16 protein-coding genes are annotated in these 17,658 nt (G+C 70.9%); 7 read left to right on the top strand and 9 right to left on the bottom strand.

Annotation, left to right across the window (positions count from 1 at the left end; genetic code table 11):
- Positions 1-10: 10 nt before the first annotated feature.
- Together ACIQZN_RS32930 and ACIQZN_RS32935 are read right to left on the bottom strand one after the other, a co-directional pair.
- Positions 11-1,528 carry an FAD-dependent oxidoreductase gene (locus ACIQZN_RS32930; protein ID WP_404001941.1) on the bottom strand — a complete coding sequence of 506 codons (1,518 nt, stop codon included), beginning with the start codon at positions 1,526-1,528 and terminating at the stop codon, positions 11-13.
- Positions 1,529-1,585: 57 nt separating this feature from the next.
- A complete protein-coding gene (locus tag ACIQZN_RS32935; RefSeq protein ID WP_404001944.1) occupies positions 1,586-2,803 on the bottom strand; it encodes an SGNH/GDSL hydrolase family protein in 1,218 nt (405 codons plus the stop codon).
- Positions 2,804-2,910: 107 nt separating this feature from the next.
- On the opposite strand from ACIQZN_RS32935, the gene ACIQZN_RS32940 reads away from it, so the two are divergent.
- From ACIQZN_RS32940 to ACIQZN_RS32965, 6 genes are all read left to right on the top strand, one after another.
- On the top strand, positions 2,911-3,531 hold the full coding sequence (locus ACIQZN_RS32940) for a TetR/AcrR family transcriptional regulator (protein ID WP_404001947.1): 621 nt from the start codon (positions 2,911-2,913) through the stop codon (positions 3,529-3,531).
- Between the two features lie 235 nt (positions 3,532-3,766).
- The gene (locus ACIQZN_RS32945) at positions 3,767-4,735 is read left to right on the top strand and encodes an alpha/beta hydrolase (RefSeq protein WP_404001950.1); all 969 of its coding nucleotides are present in this window, start codon (positions 3,767-3,769) and stop codon (positions 4,733-4,735) included.
- Positions 4,736-4,860: 125 nt separating this feature from the next.
- The gene (locus ACIQZN_RS32950) at positions 4,861-5,550 is read left to right on the top strand and encodes a GPR1/FUN34/YaaH family transporter (RefSeq protein ID WP_404001953.1); all 690 of its coding nucleotides are present in this window, start codon (positions 4,861-4,863) and stop codon (positions 5,548-5,550) included.
- A gap of 80 nt (positions 5,551-5,630) precedes the next feature.
- Positions 5,631-7,541 (top strand): amidohydrolase, encoded by a 1,911-nt coding sequence (locus tag ACIQZN_RS32955; protein ID WP_404001956.1) that lies wholly within the window; start codon positions 5,631-5,633, stop codon positions 7,539-7,541.
- A 27-nt stretch (positions 7,542-7,568) separates the two neighbouring features.
- Positions 7,569-8,084, top strand: coding sequence for a DoxX family protein (locus ACIQZN_RS32960; protein WP_404001959.1), 516 nt, complete (start codon positions 7,569-7,571; stop codon positions 8,082-8,084).
- Entirely contained in the window at positions 8,081-8,644 is a 564-nt protein-coding gene (locus ACIQZN_RS32965; protein ID WP_404001962.1) for a Dps family protein, read from the top strand. The genes ACIQZN_RS32960 and ACIQZN_RS32965 overlap by 4 nt, the downstream gene beginning before the upstream one ends.
- Positions 8,645-8,833: 189 nt before the next feature.
- Here the strand turns inward: ACIQZN_RS32965 and ACIQZN_RS32970 are convergent, their stop codons facing one another.
- The 7 genes from ACIQZN_RS32970 to ACIQZN_RS33000 all read right to left on the bottom strand — a co-directional run bounded on the left by ACIQZN_RS32970 (position 8,834) and on the right by ACIQZN_RS33000 (position 16,416).
- Positions 8,834-9,667, bottom strand: coding sequence for an alpha/beta fold hydrolase (locus ACIQZN_RS32970; protein ID WP_404001964.1), 834 nt, complete (start codon positions 9,665-9,667; stop codon positions 8,834-8,836).
- A gap of 69 nt (positions 9,668-9,736) precedes the next feature.
- The gene (locus ACIQZN_RS32975; protein WP_265546440.1) at positions 9,737-10,399 is read right to left on the bottom strand and encodes a hydrolase; all 663 of its coding nucleotides are present in this window, start codon (positions 10,397-10,399) and stop codon (positions 9,737-9,739) included.
- A gap of 165 nt (positions 10,400-10,564) precedes the next feature.
- Positions 10,565-10,966: an SsgA family sporulation/cell division regulator gene (locus tag ACIQZN_RS32980; RefSeq protein ID WP_404001968.1), complete on the bottom strand. Its 402-nt coding sequence runs from the start codon at positions 10,964-10,966 to the stop codon at positions 10,565-10,567.
- Between the two features lie 51 nt (positions 10,967-11,017).
- Positions 11,018-11,674, bottom strand: a complete 657-nt coding sequence (locus ACIQZN_RS32985; protein WP_404001971.1) for a CE1759 family FMN reductase — start codon at positions 11,672-11,674, stop codon at positions 11,018-11,020.
- On the bottom strand, positions 11,671-12,756 hold the full coding sequence (locus ACIQZN_RS32990; RefSeq protein WP_404001974.1) for an LLM class flavin-dependent oxidoreductase: 1,086 nt from the start codon (positions 12,754-12,756) through the stop codon (positions 11,671-11,673). The genes ACIQZN_RS32985 and ACIQZN_RS32990 overlap by 4 nt, the downstream gene beginning before the upstream one ends.
- A 105-nt stretch (positions 12,757-12,861) precedes the next feature.
- On the bottom strand, positions 12,862-13,875 hold the full coding sequence (locus ACIQZN_RS32995; protein WP_404001977.1) for a helix-turn-helix domain-containing protein: 1,014 nt from the start codon (positions 13,873-13,875) through the stop codon (positions 12,862-12,864).
- Between the two features lie 210 nt (positions 13,876-14,085).
- On the bottom strand, positions 14,086-16,416 hold the full coding sequence (locus ACIQZN_RS33000) for a helix-turn-helix domain-containing protein (RefSeq protein ID WP_404001980.1): 2,331 nt from the start codon (positions 16,414-16,416) through the stop codon (positions 14,086-14,088).
- A gap of 370 nt (positions 16,417-16,786) precedes the next feature.
- Here ACIQZN_RS33000 and ACIQZN_RS33005 point away from each other — a divergent pair, with 370 nt between their 5' ends.
- On the top strand, positions 16,787-17,623 hold the full coding sequence (locus ACIQZN_RS33005) for a prephenate dehydratase (RefSeq protein WP_404001982.1): 837 nt from the start codon (positions 16,787-16,789) through the stop codon (positions 17,621-17,623).
- The last annotated feature ends 35 nt before the right edge of the window (positions 17,624-17,658 follow it).

Here is a 17,658-nt window from a genome sequence, read left to right on the forward strand (position 1 = left end):
GCCCGGCCCGTCACTTGGTGAACCAGCGGGCCAGGCAGTCCTGGAGCCCTTCGCCGGTCCGCGCGCCGGGGACGCCGGTCCAGGCGACGATGCCGTCGGGGCGGATGAGGAGTGCCGCGAAGCCCAGGTCGTTCCTGGGGCGGCCGGGGACGTAGACCACGCGCTCCTTCCACGGTGCGGCCTGCTCGCTCAGGCTCCGCTGAGCGCCGAAGTCGAGCAGCACGCCGCGGCCGTCCTGGAGGAGGTCGCTGAGGCCGGTCCCGTCGGTGAGGCGGAAGTCGGGGGCGGTGCGCCCGACGAGCGGCTGCTCGCTGCCCAGGTCGTAGCGGTGGAAGAGCCCCGAACTCCTGCGGTACACGTGGGTGGTCCCGTCGGAGGTGGCCATCAGGTCGCGCACCAGGTGCTGCAGGGCCGGCGCGTTGGGGCCGGGCCGCATGGTGGCGACCTGGGCGCGCGACCAGTCCAGGACCGCGGCGCCGACCGGGTGGCGTTCGGCGGTGTAGGTGTCGAGGAGGTCCTCGGGGGCGTCGCCGCGTGCGGTGGCGGCCAGCTTCCAGCCGAGGTTCATCGCGTCGCCGATACCGAGGTTGAGCCCCTGGCCGCCCAGCGGTGAGTGGATGTGGGCGGCGTCGCCGGCGAGCAGGACGCGGCCGTGACGGTAGGCCGTGGCCTGCATCGCGCGGTCGGTGAAACTGGACGCCAGGCGAACCTCCTTGAGGGTCACCTCGGTGCCGGACACACGGCGCAGGACCTCTTGGAGGTGCTCGCGGGTCAGTTGCCGGGTGCGGTCGAAGGCGCCGCCGTCGAAGTCCATCATGCCCAGGTGTCCTTCGAGGGGCGTGCGCAGATACATGCCGGTCCGCGTCAGATGGAACCCCAGGGGCAGTTGCTCCGGATCGTCGAAAGCGACCTCGGCGACGTAACCGGTGAACAGCGGTTCGGTGCCGACGAAAGCGAAGCCCGCGAGGGTACGGACAGCGCTGCGCCCGCCGTCGCACCCCACCAGCCACCGCGCCGGGTACTCCCGGCCGCCGGCCGTGACCGTGACCGACTGCTCGTCCTGGGTCACGGCGGTGACGGGGGCGCCGCGCACGATCGACACGCCGAGCGCCGTGGCGCGCTCGGCGAGGACGTCGCCGACCGCCTCCAGGCTGGTCATGAAGCCGTCCATCGCCGGTCCGGGAAGCCGGTGGGCCAGGGCGTCCGGGTCGATGTCCGCGGCGTCCAAGGTGATGCCGGCGAAGTGGCCCAGGCTCCTGGGGGCGGGTGCGTGGGAGGCGTCGGGGTCGGCGCCGACGGCGGCCGCGTCGATGCCCGCCGCCTTCAGCAGGGGCTGGAGCAGGCCCCGGCGGGAGAACGTCTCGGCGGAGGCGGCGTTCAGACCGCGCAGCCCGAGCGGGAATGCTTTCCACGGCGGATGCGGGTCTTCCTCGCGCTCCAGGACTACGACGGAACAGTCGGCCAGAGCGAGTTCGCTCGCCAGGAAGAGGCCGACAGGGCCCGCACCGGCGATCACTACGTCATACATGGGAGGTTCCTCTGCTGGAAGGGGGCGGGTGGTCCGGCCGGTGCCGGGCCGGGGGCTTCAGTCGAAGAGGGAGAGGTCGATCGAGCGGGCCAGGGCGTCGTAGCCGGCGTCGTTGCCGTGCAGGTGGTCGCCCATGTGCAAGTCGTCGCGGATACGGGAGGGGTCGGCCGGATCGCGCCACACGGCGTCGAAGTCCAGGACACCGTCGAAGACGCCGCTGGAGCGGATCCACGCGTTGACCTGCTCGCGGGCCTTGTCTCCGTCGGCCGTGTACATCTCCGAGCCCCCGTAGGGAGCGATGGTGGCGGCGTGCACCTTCGCGCCGTGTGCGCGGGCGCGGTCGGCGGCCTGCCGGTGGGCCGCGATGACGTCCTCGACCGTGACGGGCCCGCCGCCGAACATGGCGAGGAAACCGGCGCTCTCCTCCGTATCGGGAGCGAAGGAGAAGACCAGGTCGTTGCCCACGGCGATCACCACGTGGCCGAGACCCGGCGTGGCAAGGACATCCCGGTCGAAGCGGGCCAGCGCGGACGTACCGATGCCGTCGTTGAGCAGGCGGTTGCCGCCGATGCCCTGACTGACCACGTAGCGCGTCGTCGCGTCGCGCCCCACGAGGCGCTCGGCCAGCACGTCGGTCCAGCGCCGGTCCGCGCCGGGCGTGGAGCCGATCCCGTCGACGCGGGAATCGCCCAGGACGGCGATCGTGTCCGCCGGCCGGTCGGGAAGCGCCTCCACGGCCGAGATGAACGCCTGGGCGGGCAACGGGGCCGCGTCAGCGGTCAGGGCACTCGAAGCGGTCGCATCGCCGGGCATGCTCCAGCCGGACGCGTGGAAGGTGCCGTGGCAGGTGACGGCTTCGACCCGGCCGGGCAGGTACAGGCTGATCGCCAGAGACGACAGCGCGGGCAGCGGCAGGTCGACGGGATCGCTGAGTACCGGCGCTCCGGCGGGAATCGTGACGCTCGGACGACCGCCGAACGTCACCGTACGGCTGCTGCCGTCCCGGATCAGCTGATCGGCTCCGGTGAGGGCGACCCGCGCCGCGCCGATCGTCACGGGAGCGGTCCCGTATTCGTTGCTGAGGCGGATACGTATGCGGCTGCCGCCGCCGCTCACCCGCACGATCTGCCGCAGCGTGGCGTTCTCGAACGGGTCGACGCTGGACACGGTGTTGTCTGGGGCCTGCGGAGAGGCCCCCCAGGTGCGCACCCAGCCCGCCTTCATGCGCGTGCCTGCGGCACAGGCGTCGTTGCTGTTGCTGTCGCTAGCGGTCATGTTCACGTCCTTCATCCATCCACCCTCGGTGACTTCACTCGGACTCTTACTACACCGAGTGTACTCATATTCTGGGTATAGAACTATCTCGGGGTTAGAATCTGGGTATGGAGAACGACGCGCCCCTGGGGCGACGTGAGCGGAAGAAGGCTGCGACCCGGGCGGCGATCCTGGAGGCGGCGACCAGCCTGTTCCTTGAACGCGGTTTCGACGCGGTCACGGTGCGCGAGATCGCGGACAAGGCGGACGTGACGCCCAAGACGGTGTTCGCGCACTTCCCCCGCAAGGAGGCGCTGGTCTTCAGTACGGAGAACGAGCAGCAGGACCGGCTCGTCGCGGCCGTCCGGGACCGGGCACCCGAAACGACGGTCTCCGAAGCGCTGAAAGCGCACTACCTCGCCGAGATCGCCCTGCTACAGGCCGAACCCATAAGCCGGATCATGGCCCTCATGGAGGACACCCCGTCCCTCACCGAGTACGCCGAGAGGATGTGGCTCCGTCACGAGGACGCCCTGATCGCAGTGCTCACCGAAGAGTCCGGACTCACCGAACCGAGCACGGCAATCCGCTTCTACGCGCGGTTCGCCCTCCAAATCCCGCTCATGGCCCGCCGCTCCGACCCCGAATCGGCCATGGAGATCGGCTTCGGACTGCTCGACGAGGGGTGGGAACGCTACGACTCCGCGCAGCGGCCGGTGCCCGCTGCGTCAAAACCGCTGCGGTCCTGACCAGGACCCCATACCTTCCCCGGTGATCCACCCACGCCTGCGCCCTCGTGAACCTGCCGACCTCGGGTGTGGGTGTGGGTGTCGGGTTGTTGGCGGGGTGGTGCGTTGAGGGGCAAGAAGTGGTGCGCGTAGAGAAGGGAATCGCGGTCGGGCGTGCCTAGCGTGCTTTTCGGAGCGGCACGTTCCGGGCTCGCTCCGCCACACATTCCTTTCCGTACTGGAAGAAGACCTCTTCATGCATGCCATTCCCGCCCCTCCCGCGCCCGTCCTGGAAGCGGCCGCTGCCGCTTTTGCCGAGGCGACCGCGCAACCCCCGTACCTCTTCGAGCTCGCCCCCGCCGAGGGCCGTGCCGCTGTGGACGAGGCGCAATCCGGCCCCGTGGCACTGCCCGAGGTGGACGAGGAGTGGGTGACCGTCCCGTCCGACGCCGGTGACGTGCGCGTACGCATCGTGCGGCCTGCCGGATCCACCGGGCCGCTCCCGGTGATCCTTTACATCCATGGCGCCGGCTGGGTCTTCGGTAACGCGCACACCCACGACCGGCTGGTGTGCGAACTCGCCGAGGGAACCGGCGCGGCCGTCGTGTTTCCCGAGTACGCGCTCTCGCCCGAAGCACGTTACCCCGTCGCGATCGAGCAGAACTGGGCCGTGGCCCGCTGGATCGTCACCGACGGCGCCCCGTACGGCCTGGACGGCGAACGGATCGCCGTCGCGGGTGACTCGGTGGGCGGCAACATGAGCGCGGCGCTCACCCTCATGGCCAAGGAGCGCGGCGGCCTCGCTCTGCGCCAGCAGGTGCTGTTCTACCCGGTCACCGACGCCTCCTTCGGCACCGCCTCCTACGAGCAGTTCGCCGAGGGCTACTTCCTGCGCCGCGACGGCATGCGCTGGTTCTGGGACCAGTACACGACCGAGGAGAGCGACCGCGCCCGCATCACCGCCTCCCCGCTGCGCGCCACGAACGACCAGCTCACCGGCCTTCCCCCGGCGCTCGTCATCACCGCGGAGGCGGACGTGCTGCGCGACGAGGGGGAGGCGTACGCCGCGAAGCTGCGTGCCGCCGGGGTGCCGGTGACCGCCGTGCGGTATCAGGGCGTGATCCACGACTTCGTCATGCTCAACGCGCTGCGCGGAACACAGGCCGCCGAGTCCGCGATTTCTCTCGCCGTCGCCACCCTGCGTACGGCCCTGTCGCCGCGCTGATCTCCGCTTCGCCCCGCGGTATCTGACCCTGCCCCAGGCGGGACCGGCCTTCATGCGACACCGGCCGGTCCCGCCCCGCCGTGCTGCCCTGACGGGGCAGCAGTCTCCTCCGACAGGTGATCACCATGACCACACCTCCACCCGCCCGCCGCTTCGAACCCGATCTGCGCGCGATGACCCGCATCAACCTGCGGCCCATCGCTTCCCCGATGCCCCTCGGCTTCTACGCCGTCGGTATCGCCTCCGTCGTCGCAGGGACCTACCAGCTCGGGATACTCGGCGAGGACGCCGGCCGGGCCGTGGCCTTCACGATCCTGCCCGCGTTCGTCCTGCAACTCCTGGTCGCCGTACTCGCCTTCGGAGCACGTGACGTCCTGGCGGCGACGCTCATGGCGTGTTTCTCCGGTACGTGGCTCGCCAACGCCCTCGTCCTCGCGTTGCATCCGGAGCACGGACCGCGCGTCCTCGGCGTGCTCAACCTGTGCTTCACGCTCTTCGCGCTGCTCATGGCGTCCGTCGCCCGCGCCAAACGCGCGCTGTGGTTCGTGCTGTGCGTGGCCGTGCCGCGCTTCGGGGTGGCCGCCGCTGCCGGGCTGAGCGGCGCGCACGCGCTCACCGTCCTCTCCGGAGCCCTCGGTCTGCTTCTCGCGGCCGTCGCCCTCTATGCCGCGTTCGCGCTGATGCTGGAGGACATGCGGGGCGAGGAGGTGCTGCCCCTGGGCCGCAGCGGCCCGGCGCACCACGCCGTCGAGGGCGACCTGAGTGTGCAGCTGCGCAACCTCGAACGTCACGCAGGCGTGCGCCGCACTCTCTGAGGGCCGCAGCCCCACGTTCGGGCAGGCGCCGCGTTCCGCCGCTGTGCCCCTTTCATCACCACCCCCTGGAGCCTCTTTTCATGACCAGCAGCACCCCCATGCCCGTCGGCGGGTTCACTCCGCAGCCGGGCCTCGACCCGGCGGCCGGCGCCGACCTCGTCGTCCGTAACGCCAAGGTGTGGACCGGCGACCCGGCCAGGCCCGCCGCTTCGGCCCTCGCCGTACGCGACGGCATGATCCTCGCGATCGGTGACGAGACCGACGTCGCCGCCGTGACCGGCCCAGGCACCCGCGTCGTGGACGCCCTCGGACGCCGTATCGTGCCCGGCCTCAACGACTCCCATCTGCACGTGATCCGCGGCGGACTCAACTACGTGCTCGAACTGCGCTGGGACGGTGTGCCATCGCTGCGGCAGGCCCTCGCCATGCTGCGTGAACAAGCCGGACGTACGCCGAAGGGTCAGTGGATCCGTGTCGTGGGCGGCTGGACCGCCGACCAGTTCGCCGAACGCCGTATGCCGACCGTCGCCGAACTGACCGCGGCCGCCCCCGACACACCCGTCTTCGTGCTGCACCTCTACCAGTCCGCGCTGCTCAACAGGGCCGCCGTCCGCGCGGCCGGACTCACCCGTGACACCCCCGACCCCGCCGGCGGCCAGATCGTCCGGGGCCGCGACGGCGAGCCCACCGGCCTCCTCCTGGCCGCACCCAGCGCCCTCGTCCTCTACTCGACGCTCGCCCGCGCCCCCGGCCTCGGCCCCGAGGAGCAGCGCCTCTCCACCCGGCACTTCCTGCGTGAACTCAACCGCTTCGGGCTCACCTCCGCGGTCGACGCGGCAGGCGGCTTCCAGAACTTCCCCGACAACTACGCCGCCGTCACCGACCTCGCCCGGGCCGGAGAGCTGTCCCTGCGCATCGCCTACCACCTCTTCCCCCAGACCGCCGGGCAGGAACTGGCGGACCTGGCCCGCTGGACGGAAATGGTGAAGCCTGACGAGGGCGACGCCTGGCTACGGCTCAACGGGGCCGGCGAGAACCTGATCTGGGCCGCCGCCGATTTCGAGAACTTCGCCGAACCTCGCCCCGGCCTCGCCCCCGGCTACGAGAGCGAGTTCGAGAAGGCCGTCCGGCTGCTCCTCGAACACGGCTGGGGCTTTCGTCTCCACGCCACGTACGACGAGACGATCCGCCGGGACCTCGCCGTCTTCGAGAAGCTCGCCGCCGACGGGCTCTTCCCCGGGCAGGGCCGCTGGCTCTTCGACCATGCCGAGACCGTCTCCTCCGACAGCCTGGAGCGGATCGCCGCGCTGGGCGGGGCCATCGGCGTGCAGAACCGGATGTCGTTCCAGGGCCGGGTCTTCGCCGAACGGTACGGAGCGCAGGCCGCCGCCCGCACCCCACCGGTCAGCGAGATGCTGGAGGCCGGTCTGACCGTGGCCGCCGGGACCGACGCGACGCGTGTCTCCTCGTACAACCCATGGGTCGCGCTGCACTGGCTCGTCACCGGGCGTACGGTCGGGGACCTGTGCCTCTACCCGCCGGAGCGGCTGCTGAGCCGCGAACGTGCCCTGGAGCTGTACACCAGCGGCGGAGCCCGGATCACGGGCGAGGCGGACGTCAAGGGCACCCTGGGCGTCGGCCGCTACGCCGACTTCACCCTGCTGAGCCACGACTATTTCTCCGTCCACCAGGACGACATCCCGCACATCGAGTCCGTACTGACTGTCGTGGGCGGCCGAATCGTGTACGCGGCGGCCGAGCACGAGGGCGTCGACGAGGCGCTGCCGCCGCTCGCCCCGGACTGGAGTCCCGTCGCCCACTTCGGCGGCTACCAGGCCACACCGCCGCCGGGTCTCATCGGAGCGCGGCAGGCCGACCGGATCGCCGAGGCGGTCGGCGCCTCCGAACAGCACCGACAGTGGCGAATCGCGCGCGGCTTCGCTCCCGAGGGCACCGCGCCGCGGGTCTTCGACCCCTGCTATGTGCTCTGACCGACCTCACCACAAGGAGAAACACGCGTGGACAGCGCGCTGTTGCTGCTCCGGCTCGTCACGGGACTGCTCGTGGCCGGCCACGGAGTGCAGAAGATCAGTTTCCGGCTCGGTGGCAAGGGCCTCGCGGGCGGCGTCGAGGAGTTCCGGCAGGACGGATTCCGCGGCGGGCGGGTCACCGCTCTCGCCGCCGGAGGCACCCAGGTGGGTGCCGGACTGCTACTCGCCGCCGGGGCCCTCACCCCGCTCGCCGGCGCCGGCGTGATGGGCGTCATGACCGTCGCCCTCACCGTCAAGCGCCCGCACGGCCTGTGGGTGCAGAACGACGGCTACGAATACCCCCTGCTCCTCATCGCGGTCCCGGCCGCACTCGTCCTGGCCGGCCCCGGTGCCTGGTCACTGGACTCCCGGCTCGAAGTCACCCCCTGGCCCGCCTGGCTGAGCACCGGTTGCCTCGCACTCGGGCTCGCCAGTGGCCTGCTGACCCGTCTGCTCCTGCACCGGACACCCTCACCCGAGACCACCCCAAGGAACGCCTCATGACCACCCAGCAGACCTCCCGCCCCGCCGTACTCCAGGAATTCGGGACGGTGCGCCCCGTGCCGCTCGGCCTCACAGCCGACACCCGGCGGTACGCGGCCCAGCGCCTCAACCGCGTACTCGCCGACACCCACATGCTGTACGCCCTCTACAAGAAGAGTCACTGGCAGGTGCGCGGCGGCCTCTTCCACTCGCTGCACCTCCTCTTCGACCGGCACGCCGGCGAACAGCAGGCGCTCGTCGATGACCTGGCGGAGCGGGTGCAGATCCTCGGCGGGGTCGCCGTCGCCGATCCCCGGCACGCCGCCGAACTGACCTCCGTGCCCCGCTTCCCCGACGGGGCCGAGGACGTGCCGGATCTACTGCACCGGCTGCTCAGGACACACGAGGGCATCCTCGTGGACGCCCGCGAGGCCGCCACCCGGCTCGGCGCCCTCGGCGACGCCGGCACCGAGGACCTGCTCGTGTCCTCGATCGTCCGCACGGGCGAGCGGCAGGCGTGGTTCCTCGCGGCCGAGGTGGCGAAGGACGCGTCCGCTCCCGGGAACCTTCGGACCCGCTGATCTCCCCACCACCGCCCCGCGCCCGGTCCCCGGACGCGGGGCGTTTCGTTGCGCCCGCGGCCTCCTGGGATACCCGCGTACCGCGAGTCGGCGACGCACTGGTGGCAGCGCGTCCGCACGCACGAAGGTGCCGGGGCGGTGACGTCGTTCGTCACCGCCCCGGCACCGGGGAGCCTCAGAAGGAGGGAGTTACCGCTTCAGGAACGCCAGCAGCGCCTCGTTGACCTCCTGCGCGTGTGTCCACAGCAGACCGTGGGGGGCGCCGTCGATCACGACGTACTCGGCGGCGGGCAGCGCCGCGTGAAAACGCTCGGCGGTCGCGCCGATCGGCAGGATGCGGTCACCGCTGCCGTGCACGATCAGGGCCGGCACGTCGATCTTCGGGATGTCGTCGCGGAAATCGGTGAGCCACGTCGGGACGGCCGCGCGTGAGGCGTACGCGGAGGAGCCCGCCGCGGTCGCCCAACTGGCGCGCACGACGGCTTCGCTGATGCGGGTTCCGAGATTCTCGTCCAGGTTGTAGAAGTCCCGGTAGAAGTCCTCGAAGTACGCGTAGCGGTCACGGGTCACGGCGTCCAGGATGCCGTCGAAGACGGCGCCGTCGACGCCGTACGGGTTGTCGTCCGTTTTCAGCAGGAAGGGTTCGAGGCCCGCGAGGAACACCGCCTTGGCAACGCGCCCGGACCCGTACCTGCCGAGGTAGCGGCCGACCTCGCCCGTGCCCATCGAGAAGCCCACGAGGACTGCGTCCCGCAGGTCGAGCCGCTCCATGATCGCGTGCAGGTCGTCGGCGAAGGTGTCGTAGTCGTAGCCGGTCGTGGGCTGCGACGACTGCCCGAAGCCCCGCCGGTCGTACGTGATGACGCGGTAGCCGGCGTCGAGCAGGACGGGAAGCTGCTTCTCCCAGGAGTGGCCGTCCAGCGGGTACCCGTGGATGAGTACGACGGGGCGGCCGCTGCCGTGGTCCTCGTAGAAGAGGTCGATGGGGGTGCTGTTCTCGTGGCCGACGGTGAGGAAAGACATGGTGGGTTCCTTAGGGAAGGCGGGATGGGAATGACGGCACCTTGAGGTGCCGGGCACCCGGGGAGTCGATCAGCCGGCCGCGTGCGGGCTGATCATCGACTGGGCGTAGACGACACCCATGCCGTACGCGCCACCGTGCTCCTTCACGACATCGAGCGTCGCGGCGTAGGTCTCGCCGCGCGCCCAGTCGCGCTGGAGCTCGAGGAGCACCTGGAGCCAGGTGACGGGCACGGCGCCCGCAGCCGTCATGCGCTGCATGGCGTGCTCGTGCGACTCCGCGGTGACGCCCGCGGAGGCATCGGCGACGACATACACCTCATAGCCCTGACCGAGCGCGGACAGGGCGGGAAGGACGAGGCAGACCTCGGTCCAGAGGCCGGACAGGATGATCTTGCGGCGTCCGGTGGCCTTGACCGCCTCGACGAGCGCGGCGTCCTCCCACGCGTTCATCGAGGTGCGGTCGATGACCTCGTGCTTCGGGAAGACGTCCAGGAGCTGCGGCAGGATCGGGCCGGAGAAGGACTCGGCGGCCACCGTGGACAGCACCACCGGCACGTCGAAGACGCGGGCGGACTTGGCGAGCCCGACCGTGGCGTTGATGACGCCTGCACGGTCAGCGCTCGCCGCGCCGAAGAACATCTGCGGCTGGTGGTCGACGAAGAGCATCATCGCGTTGTCGGGTGTCAGCAGGTCCGGGCTCGGGGCGGCCTGGACGGAGCTGGGATCGAACATGGTGATTCCTTGGGTGAAATCAGTGGGATGAGGTATGAGCTGCCGGACACCGACCGGTGCCGGGCTCGACATGGCGAACCTATGGCCGCCGGTGAAACGGCGGTTGACTGTGAAGGTCCGCTTCCTGTGCCCTGCCTGCACACCTGCGGCCCCGGGGCAAAGACGTCAGCCGGCCTTCGTGAGGCCCGCGAGCAGTTCGTCGACCGCTCGCGCGACGCGCTCCGCGACCGCCGGCGGCCAGGTGTCGGTGCGGGCTAGGTAGGTGAGCACAGCGGCGGTACGGAGGTACAGGACGCACCTACCCGAGGGCGACCGCAGGACCAGTTCCGTATGAGTACCGGCCGCGCGTACGCGTACGTCGCCCTCACCGGCCAGGCCGTGCACACCCTCCTCCAGCAGGGCCCGCGCGAAGACCCAGGTCGCCGTCGGCCGGCCGTCGGGTGACAGGAAGTCGCAGTGGACGGCGAGCGGGTCGTGCGGAAGATGCCGCAGATGGACGGTGAACCGTGCCAGGTGAGCGTGCGGCCCGACGACGTCCGCGGTCAGGACGTGTACGACGCCGTTCATGTCCCCTCCGTCCACGTACGACGGCACAGGCCCACCGGCCGGACCCGGCGGCTATCCCGCCGGGTGCGCGTGGGGGCTGCGCAGTTGCGCCGCGAACGCACGGATACCCTCCTCTTCCTCCTCGGCGGAACCGGACACCGCCGAAGCCCCGCGCCCGGCGAGGGCGGTGGCGAGTTCGGCCGCCGCGCGCCCGATGCGGCGGGGCAGCGCGGGATCGGCGTCCTCGGCGCCCGTACCCCAGTCGGCGGTGGCCGCGAAGACACCGGTGGGAACGACCGCGGCGCGCAGATACGCGAAGAGAGGCCGCAGGGCGTGGTCCAGGACGAGCGAGTGCCGACTCGTTCCGCCCGTCGCGGCGACGAGGACCGGCCGCCCGGTGAAACCGTCCGGGTCCCACAGGTCCACGAACGACTTGAAGAGCCCCGAGAACGATGCGGCGAAGACCGGCGAGACCGCGATGATCGCGTCGCTCGCACGTACGCGGTCCAGCGCCTCTTCGAGGGCGGGCGGCGGGAAGCCGGTGACGAGAGCGGAGGCGATGTCACGGGCGAGCGGGCGCAACGAGACCTCCTCGGTGACGCACTCGACCCCGACCTCCGCGCAGGCGTTGCGGGTCGCCTCGCCGAGCCGGGACGCGAGCAGCGCCGTCGACGAGGGGACGCCGAGCCCGCCCGCCACGATGACGACGCGCCGCACGGGGCGGCTCATCGGGCGGTCTCCGCCAGGTCGCGCACACGCGCCGTGTGCGTGGGAGCCTCGGCGACACCGGCGGGCCGGGCAGCCGCGAACTCGCGGCGCAGCACCGGAACCACCTCGTCGCCCAGGATGTCGAGCTGTTCGAGGACCGTCTTGAGCGGCAGCCCGGCATGGTCCATGAGGAACAGCTGCCGCTGGTAGTCACCGAAGTCCTCACGGAAGCGCAGCGTCCGCTCGATGACCTGCTGCGGCGATCCGACGGTGAGCGGGGTCTGCTCGGTGAACTCTTCCAGCGACGGCCCGTGCCCGTAGACAGGCGCGTTGTCGAAGTAGGGCCGGAACTCCCGCACGGCGTCCTGGGAGTTCCTGCGCATGAAGACCTGCCCGCCGAGCCCCACGATCGCCTGCTCCTCCGTACCGTGGCCGTGGTGGGCGAACCGTCTGCGGTAGAGGCGGATGAGCCGCTGGTAGTGGCGCGCCGGCCAGAAGATGTTGTTGGCGAAGAAGCCGTCCCCGTAGAAGGCCGCCTGCTCGGCGATCTCGGGACTGCGGATGGAGCCGTGCCACACGAAGGGCGGCACACCGTCGAGCGGGCGCGGAGTGGAGGTGAACCCCTGCAGCGGTGTGCGGAAGCGGCCCTCCCAGTCCACGCTCTCCTCGTCCCAGAGCCGCCGCAACAGCGCGTAGTTCTCCACGGCGAGCGGAATCCCGTCCCGGATGTCCTTCCCGAACCACGGGTACACCGGGCCGGTGTTGCCCCGGCCCAGCACGAGGTCGGTCCGCCCCTCCGCCAGGTGCTGGAGCATCGCGTAGTCCTCGGCGATCTTCACCGGGTCATTCGTCGTGATGAGCGTCGTCGCCGTGGACAGCACGATGCGCTCCGTGCGGGCAGCGATCCAGCCGAGCACAGTGGTGGGTGACGACGGGACGAACGGCGGGTTGTGGTGCTCCCCGAGAGCGAAGACGTCGAGACCCACCTCCTCCGCCTTGAGAGCGATGGCGAGGATGGCCTTGAGCCGTTCCCCCTCGGTGGGCGGCCGTCCCGTGACGGGGTCGGCGGTGATGTCGCCGACGCTGAAGATGCCGAACTGCATGGTGTTCCTCACTCGAAGCCTGGGGCGCGGCGTGTACCGCGCCGGTGCGAGGCTAGGAGCGGGGGAGCGGGCCGGGGAGCCGCTCGGTGTACGGGCCCTTGCCGCTCAGCGCCCGGCTGCCGGTCGTCGTACGAGGAAACGCCCCGCCTCGTCCGGCACGCCGCTCGCAGCGAAGGCGCGCGACCGCCATTCGAGCGGTGAACATCCGTGCAGCTGGCGGAAGGCGCGGCTGAAGTGGGCCGCGTTGGTGAAGCCGCACAGCTGGGCGACGGCGGCCACGGTCACGGCCCGACGCCCGGGCCTGGCCAGTTCGCGTGCGCTCTCCTCGAGCCGACGCCGCTGGATGAGCCGGCCCACGGTCGACTCTTCCGCCTCGAAGACCCGGTGGAGGTACCGCAGCGAGATGTGATGGGCCCTGGCTATGGACTCCGGCGAGAGCGAAGGGTCCCGGTAATGCCCGTCGATGTAGGCCCTGACCCTGCGCACCAGCGCTCCGCGCGGACCGTCCTGCACCGTCTCCGAATCCGACGCGCTGTGCTCCAGTACGAGGAGCGTCACCAGGTCCACGAGCGTGGCCCCCAGCCGTTCGCCGACGCGGGGCGCCCAGTCCGCGGGGGAGGTGACTGCCGGGAGAAGCGACGCGAGCAGCGCAGCCGTCCCACCCGTCGTGGGCAGGGCCGTGCCGGCCACCGAGCCCAACTGCGCCGCGGACAGACCGACCGCCCGTGCGGGCACCCGCAGCACAAGAGCGGTGAAGGGGCCTTCGTACGACAGCGAGCACCGCTGCGCGCTGTCGTGCATCAGGAGCACACTCGGCCCGGCCAGGACATCATCGCCGCGCCACCGGTACGTTGCCGAGCCGTGCGGGTGCAGCAGGAGCACGAGGTCCGGCTCGTCCGCGCCGGACCTCCGCACCGGGACTCGGCTCACGCGCTGCGCGCCCGACACGACGGCGGAGACGGTCACGGCCCCCAGCCGGTGTGTGACGACGTCCCCGCCCGGGGCCCTGCCGTCGGCGGTCGCGACGGAGACCGGCATGGCTGCGTCGCTCCACCATGAGTCCCAGCGGGCGAGACCTTCCTCGTCGTGGAGGGGGCCGGCAGGCAGCAAAAGGCTCAAGTGCGTGCTCCTTGTCTCCTGGGAACGGAGTGGGGAAGTCGGGCGGGAAGTACGGAAGGAGCCGACGCAGACCGTCCTGCGTCCGGCTCCTTCCGCAATCCCCAGCCAACCAAGCCGCCACCGCGGTAACCAGGCAGACACCAGGCGGTTCGGAACTGCCTGTCCGGAACGAAGGAGCACCGTCTCCCGGTGCTCCTTCGCCCAGGTGCCCTACTCGAAAGCAGTACGGGAGGGCAGAGCGCCCGCACTGAGTCCGGCGAGACCCGCCCGCGCCTCCTCGCGAAGATCAACCGGCGCGGAATCACCCAGCCCCAGCACGGCCCGGTAGTCGTCTTCCGCCTCCGCTGCCCGGCCGAGATGGGCCAGGCAGTGGCCCCGGTACAAGTAGATCTTGGTCGTCGCGAGGTGGAATCCGCTGTCCGCGTACGTCTGCTCCAGCCCGGCCAGGACTTCGGCCGCCTCCGCCCACCGGCTCTCATTCAGGTAGACGAAAGCGACGTGGTAACGGGAGATGCGGACAGTGACGGCGTAGCGCGGGTCATGTACCCCGCCCGGTAGTTGCGCCAGTGATCCCATCACCGCGTGGTGCGTCTCGATCGCCTCCTGTCCGCGGCCGGCCTTGCGCAGCACGGTGATGTTCATATTCGCCGCTTGGAGATACCGGCGAGTGTCGCCCGCACGCAAGAAGAGATCCATGGCCTGCGCGATGTCCTCGACGGCGGGCACCACATCGTTCACGACATCGCGCAGCCAGCCCAGATACATGTACGCCTCCGCCTGCCGGCGGAGGGAACCGCACGCGGACGCGATGGCCAGCGCCGAGGTGGCGGCCTCGAGCGCTTCCTCGTGTCGGCGGTGGCACTGCCAGTGCACCCAGGCAAGCATGCTCAGGCATCCGGCCTGGGCATCGGGATCGCCCGTCGCCTCGGCCGAACGGGCGCCGAGGTCAAACACCTCCGACCAGTGCCCCCAGGAGATCCAGGAGTTGCACGCGCCCTCGACGGCGAACGCGATTGCGACCACCCGTCCGGGATTCTGCTGCCCGGCCTCCTGCCGCAGGGCCGAGAGCCAGTTGTCGCTTTCGGCACGCAGCCACCCCAGGGCCTGCTCACGAGTACGGAAGAGGTCAGGCGACGCCGTCGAGTCGCTGCGTTCCGGGGCCTCCGCCCCTCCAGCGACGACATCGGCGGCGACGACGAGCGTATCCAGCAGCCACCCGCGCAACCGGGCGGCAGCAGCCACCGAAATCGCCTCGTCGTCGGTGTCGCGATTCCGTGCGCGCCCGTAGAGGCGCAACAGGTCGTGAAAACGGTAGCGGTCCCCGACCGACGTCATAAGGAGCCCGGCCTCCAGCAACTCCTCCAGCGTGTTCTCCGCCTCCACCGCGCTCGTCTCCGCGAGCACGGCTGCGTACGGGATACCGAAGTCCCCGCCGGGAATCAGCGACAGCAGACGGAACACGCGCGCCGTCTCCGGCGCGAGGCGGGAGTACGACAGGTGAAACGCCGAGGCGACTCCCAGATCGCCCGCGCTGAGGGCATCCATCCGGCGGTCCTCGTCGGCGAGCCGATCGGCGAGCCGTCCCAGGGTCCAACCGGAGCGGGTCGCCGCCCAGTTCGCCGCGACCCGGAGGGCCAGCGGGAGGTGGCCGCACAGTCCGGCCACCCGGTCCGCCGCGTCCGGGTCGGCATCGACCCGGCCGTCGGCCACGACCGCCCGCAGTAGAGCGGCGGACTCAGATCTGGCGAGCGTTCCCAGCTCCAGGCGGTGCACACCGCTCAGCCCGGCCAGTGGCCGGCGGCTGGTCACCACGACGAGCATCCGCCCCTCCGCCGGGAGGAGTGCCCTGACCTGTGCCTCATGGCCGGCATTGTCCAGAACCAGAACGGCACGCAGCCCGGCGGCGGTGGACTGGTAGAGCGCGAGCCGTTCCTCACTGGCGAGCCGGCCAACCTGTGCGTCTTCTACCCCCCAGGCGTTCAGCAGCCGGACGACCGTCTCGTCCGGAGTCGGCGGACGGTCCTCCAAGCCGCGCAGGTCGATGAAGAAGGCGCCGTCGGGAAAGTCCGAGCGCCGCTCCTCGGCAAGGCGGAGTGCCAGGGTCGTCTTACCGCTACCGGGCACCCCGGACACCACGGCCACCGGCGGCAACGGCGGTGCGGCCCCGGACAGCCCCGCGCCGGAGCGAGTGCCCTCCTCAATGAGGTCACCCAGCACCCTCAACTCGTCCTCGCGCCCGACGAAGTCACGGATGCCCCGAGGCAGCGGAGCAAAATGCGCGGTGGGCGCGGACACGTCCGCTGCCTTCTCGCTGCGGTCGGCACGCGCGGCCAGGAACAATTCCTCGGCCTCCGCCTCTCCGAGCCGGAGGCCCTGCATCAGCGCCGCGACGGTGCCGTGCCTGGGCTTCGTACTGCGCCCGCGCTCCATGTCACCGATCGCGCGCACGGATACCCCGGAAGCCTCCGCGAGCTGCTCGATCGTGAGCGCACGCGCGAGCCGCAGCCGTCGCACCAACCTGCCGAGAGGAGAGACCGTCACCGAGTGACCGTCCCGAACCATGCTGGCCTTGCCTTCCTCGTGGATCCGCCGGAAACGAAGTACGACTCCATCGATGACGTTGCGCTCTTGAGAGGCAAAGTGCTCTCAAGAGCGCAACGGGCGAAGGCGGGCAATTCGCTGACCTCGACATTAGTACGCGCGCACCAGACGCCGATTGCCGCCCCCACCAGCCCCCGGCTACCCGAAGCGATGACGGTGATCGGCACCGCGGCGCGACGACGGCCGCGGTCCGGGTGGCGGCCCCGGGTGGGCGTGAGGGAGGTGAGTTCACGGATACTTCAGCGGGCGCGGTACGCAACGGAACGTCTGCCGCCCCACGACAGGATGTCCCTCAGGAAGGCTGAACGCGGTGACGACCGTCGCATATCAGGGTGAACCCGGTTCCAACTCGGCGACCGCCGCGCGCGCCCTGTACCCGGACGCCTCCGAACACCCGTGCACCGGCTTCGAGCAGGCCCTGGACGCCGTGGCGCTCGGTGACGCGGACCTTGCCGTGATCCCGGTGGACAACTCCGCGGCCGGACGCGTGGCCGACGTGCACCACCTGTTGCCGGAGTCCGGGCTGTTCATCGTCGGCGAGTACTTCCTCGCCATTCGTTTCGACCTGATGGGTGTCGCCGGCGCCACCGTGGACCAGGTGGAGTGTGTCCGCAGCCACGTGCACGCCCTGGGGCAGTGCCGCAAGCTGCTGCGGGAGGGCGGCTGGCGGACCCTGGTCTGCGACGACACCGCCGGCGCGGCGCGCGAGGTGGCCGAGTTGGGCGACGCGCGGCACGCGGCACTCGCGCCGCCCGCCGCGGCCGGGCTGCACGGTCTCGACGTCCTGCGTGCCGGCGTCGAGGACGACCCGGAGAACACCACGCGGTTCGTCGTCCTGTCCCGCAGGCCCGCTCCCGCCCCGGATCCGGGCCGGCCGACCATGACGAGTCTGTTCTTCAGTGTGCGCAACATCCCGAGCGCGCTCTACAAGGCACTCGGCGGGTTCGCCACCGGCGGGGTGAACCTCACCAAGATCGAGAGCTATCAGATCGGCGCAGGGCTCAACGCCAGCCGCTTCTACGTCGAGGCCGAGGGCCACCCCGACGAGCAGCGGCTCGCCCTGGCCCTGGAGGAACTGCGGTTCTTCTCCTCCGAGGTGCGCGTCCTGGGCGTCTACCCGGCCCACCCCCACCGGCTGAGGGGCTGACCGGGGACGCGGGAGCGGTTCGGGGGAGGGCCGCC

This window comes from Streptomyces sp. NPDC097595, assembly GCF_044761525.1.
Lineage (GTDB): Bacteria > Actinomycetota > Actinomycetes > Streptomycetales > Streptomycetaceae > Streptomyces > Streptomyces drozdowiczii_A.

What these genes read in the sequence shown, in the direction of transcription:
- ACIQZN_RS32985 (WP_404001971.1), bottom strand. Translation starts at nt 11,674, where the DNA reads ATGAGCCGCCCCGTGCGGCGCGTCGTCATCGTGGCGGGCGGGCTCGGC.
- ACIQZN_RS32940 (WP_404001947.1), top strand. Translation starts at nt 2,911, where the DNA reads ATGGAGAACGACGCGCCCCTGGGGCGACGTGAGCGGAAGAAGGCTGCG.
- ACIQZN_RS32970 (WP_404001964.1), bottom strand. Translation starts at nt 9,667, where the DNA reads ATGTCTTTCCTCACCGTCGGCCACGAGAACAGCACCCCCATCGACCTC.
- ACIQZN_RS32975 (WP_265546440.1), bottom strand. Translation starts at nt 10,399, where the DNA reads ATGTTCGATCCCAGCTCCGTCCAGGCCGCCCCGAGCCCGGACCTGCTG.
- ACIQZN_RS32950 (WP_404001953.1), top strand. Translation starts at nt 4,861, where the DNA reads ATGACCACACCTCCACCCGCCCGCCGCTTCGAACCCGATCTGCGCGCG.
- ACIQZN_RS32965 (WP_404001962.1), top strand. Translation starts at nt 8,081, where the DNA reads ATGACCACCCAGCAGACCTCCCGCCCCGCCGTACTCCAGGAATTCGGG.
- ACIQZN_RS32980 (WP_404001968.1), bottom strand. Translation starts at nt 10,966, where the DNA reads ATGAACGGCGTCGTACACGTCCTGACCGCGGACGTCGTCGGGCCGCAC.
- ACIQZN_RS32955 (WP_404001956.1), top strand. Translation starts at nt 5,631, where the DNA reads ATGACCAGCAGCACCCCCATGCCCGTCGGCGGGTTCACTCCGCAGCCG.
- ACIQZN_RS32990 (WP_404001974.1), bottom strand. Translation starts at nt 12,756, where the DNA reads ATGCAGTTCGGCATCTTCAGCGTCGGCGACATCACCGCCGACCCCGTC.
- ACIQZN_RS32930 (WP_404001941.1), bottom strand. Translation starts at nt 1,528, where the DNA reads ATGTATGACGTAGTGATCGCCGGTGCGGGCCCTGTCGGCCTCTTCCTG.
- ACIQZN_RS32945 (WP_404001950.1), top strand. Translation starts at nt 3,767, where the DNA reads ATGCATGCCATTCCCGCCCCTCCCGCGCCCGTCCTGGAAGCGGCCGCT.
- ACIQZN_RS32935 (WP_404001944.1), bottom strand. Translation starts at nt 2,803, where the DNA reads ATGACCGCTAGCGACAGCAACAGCAACGACGCCTGTGCCGCAGGCACG.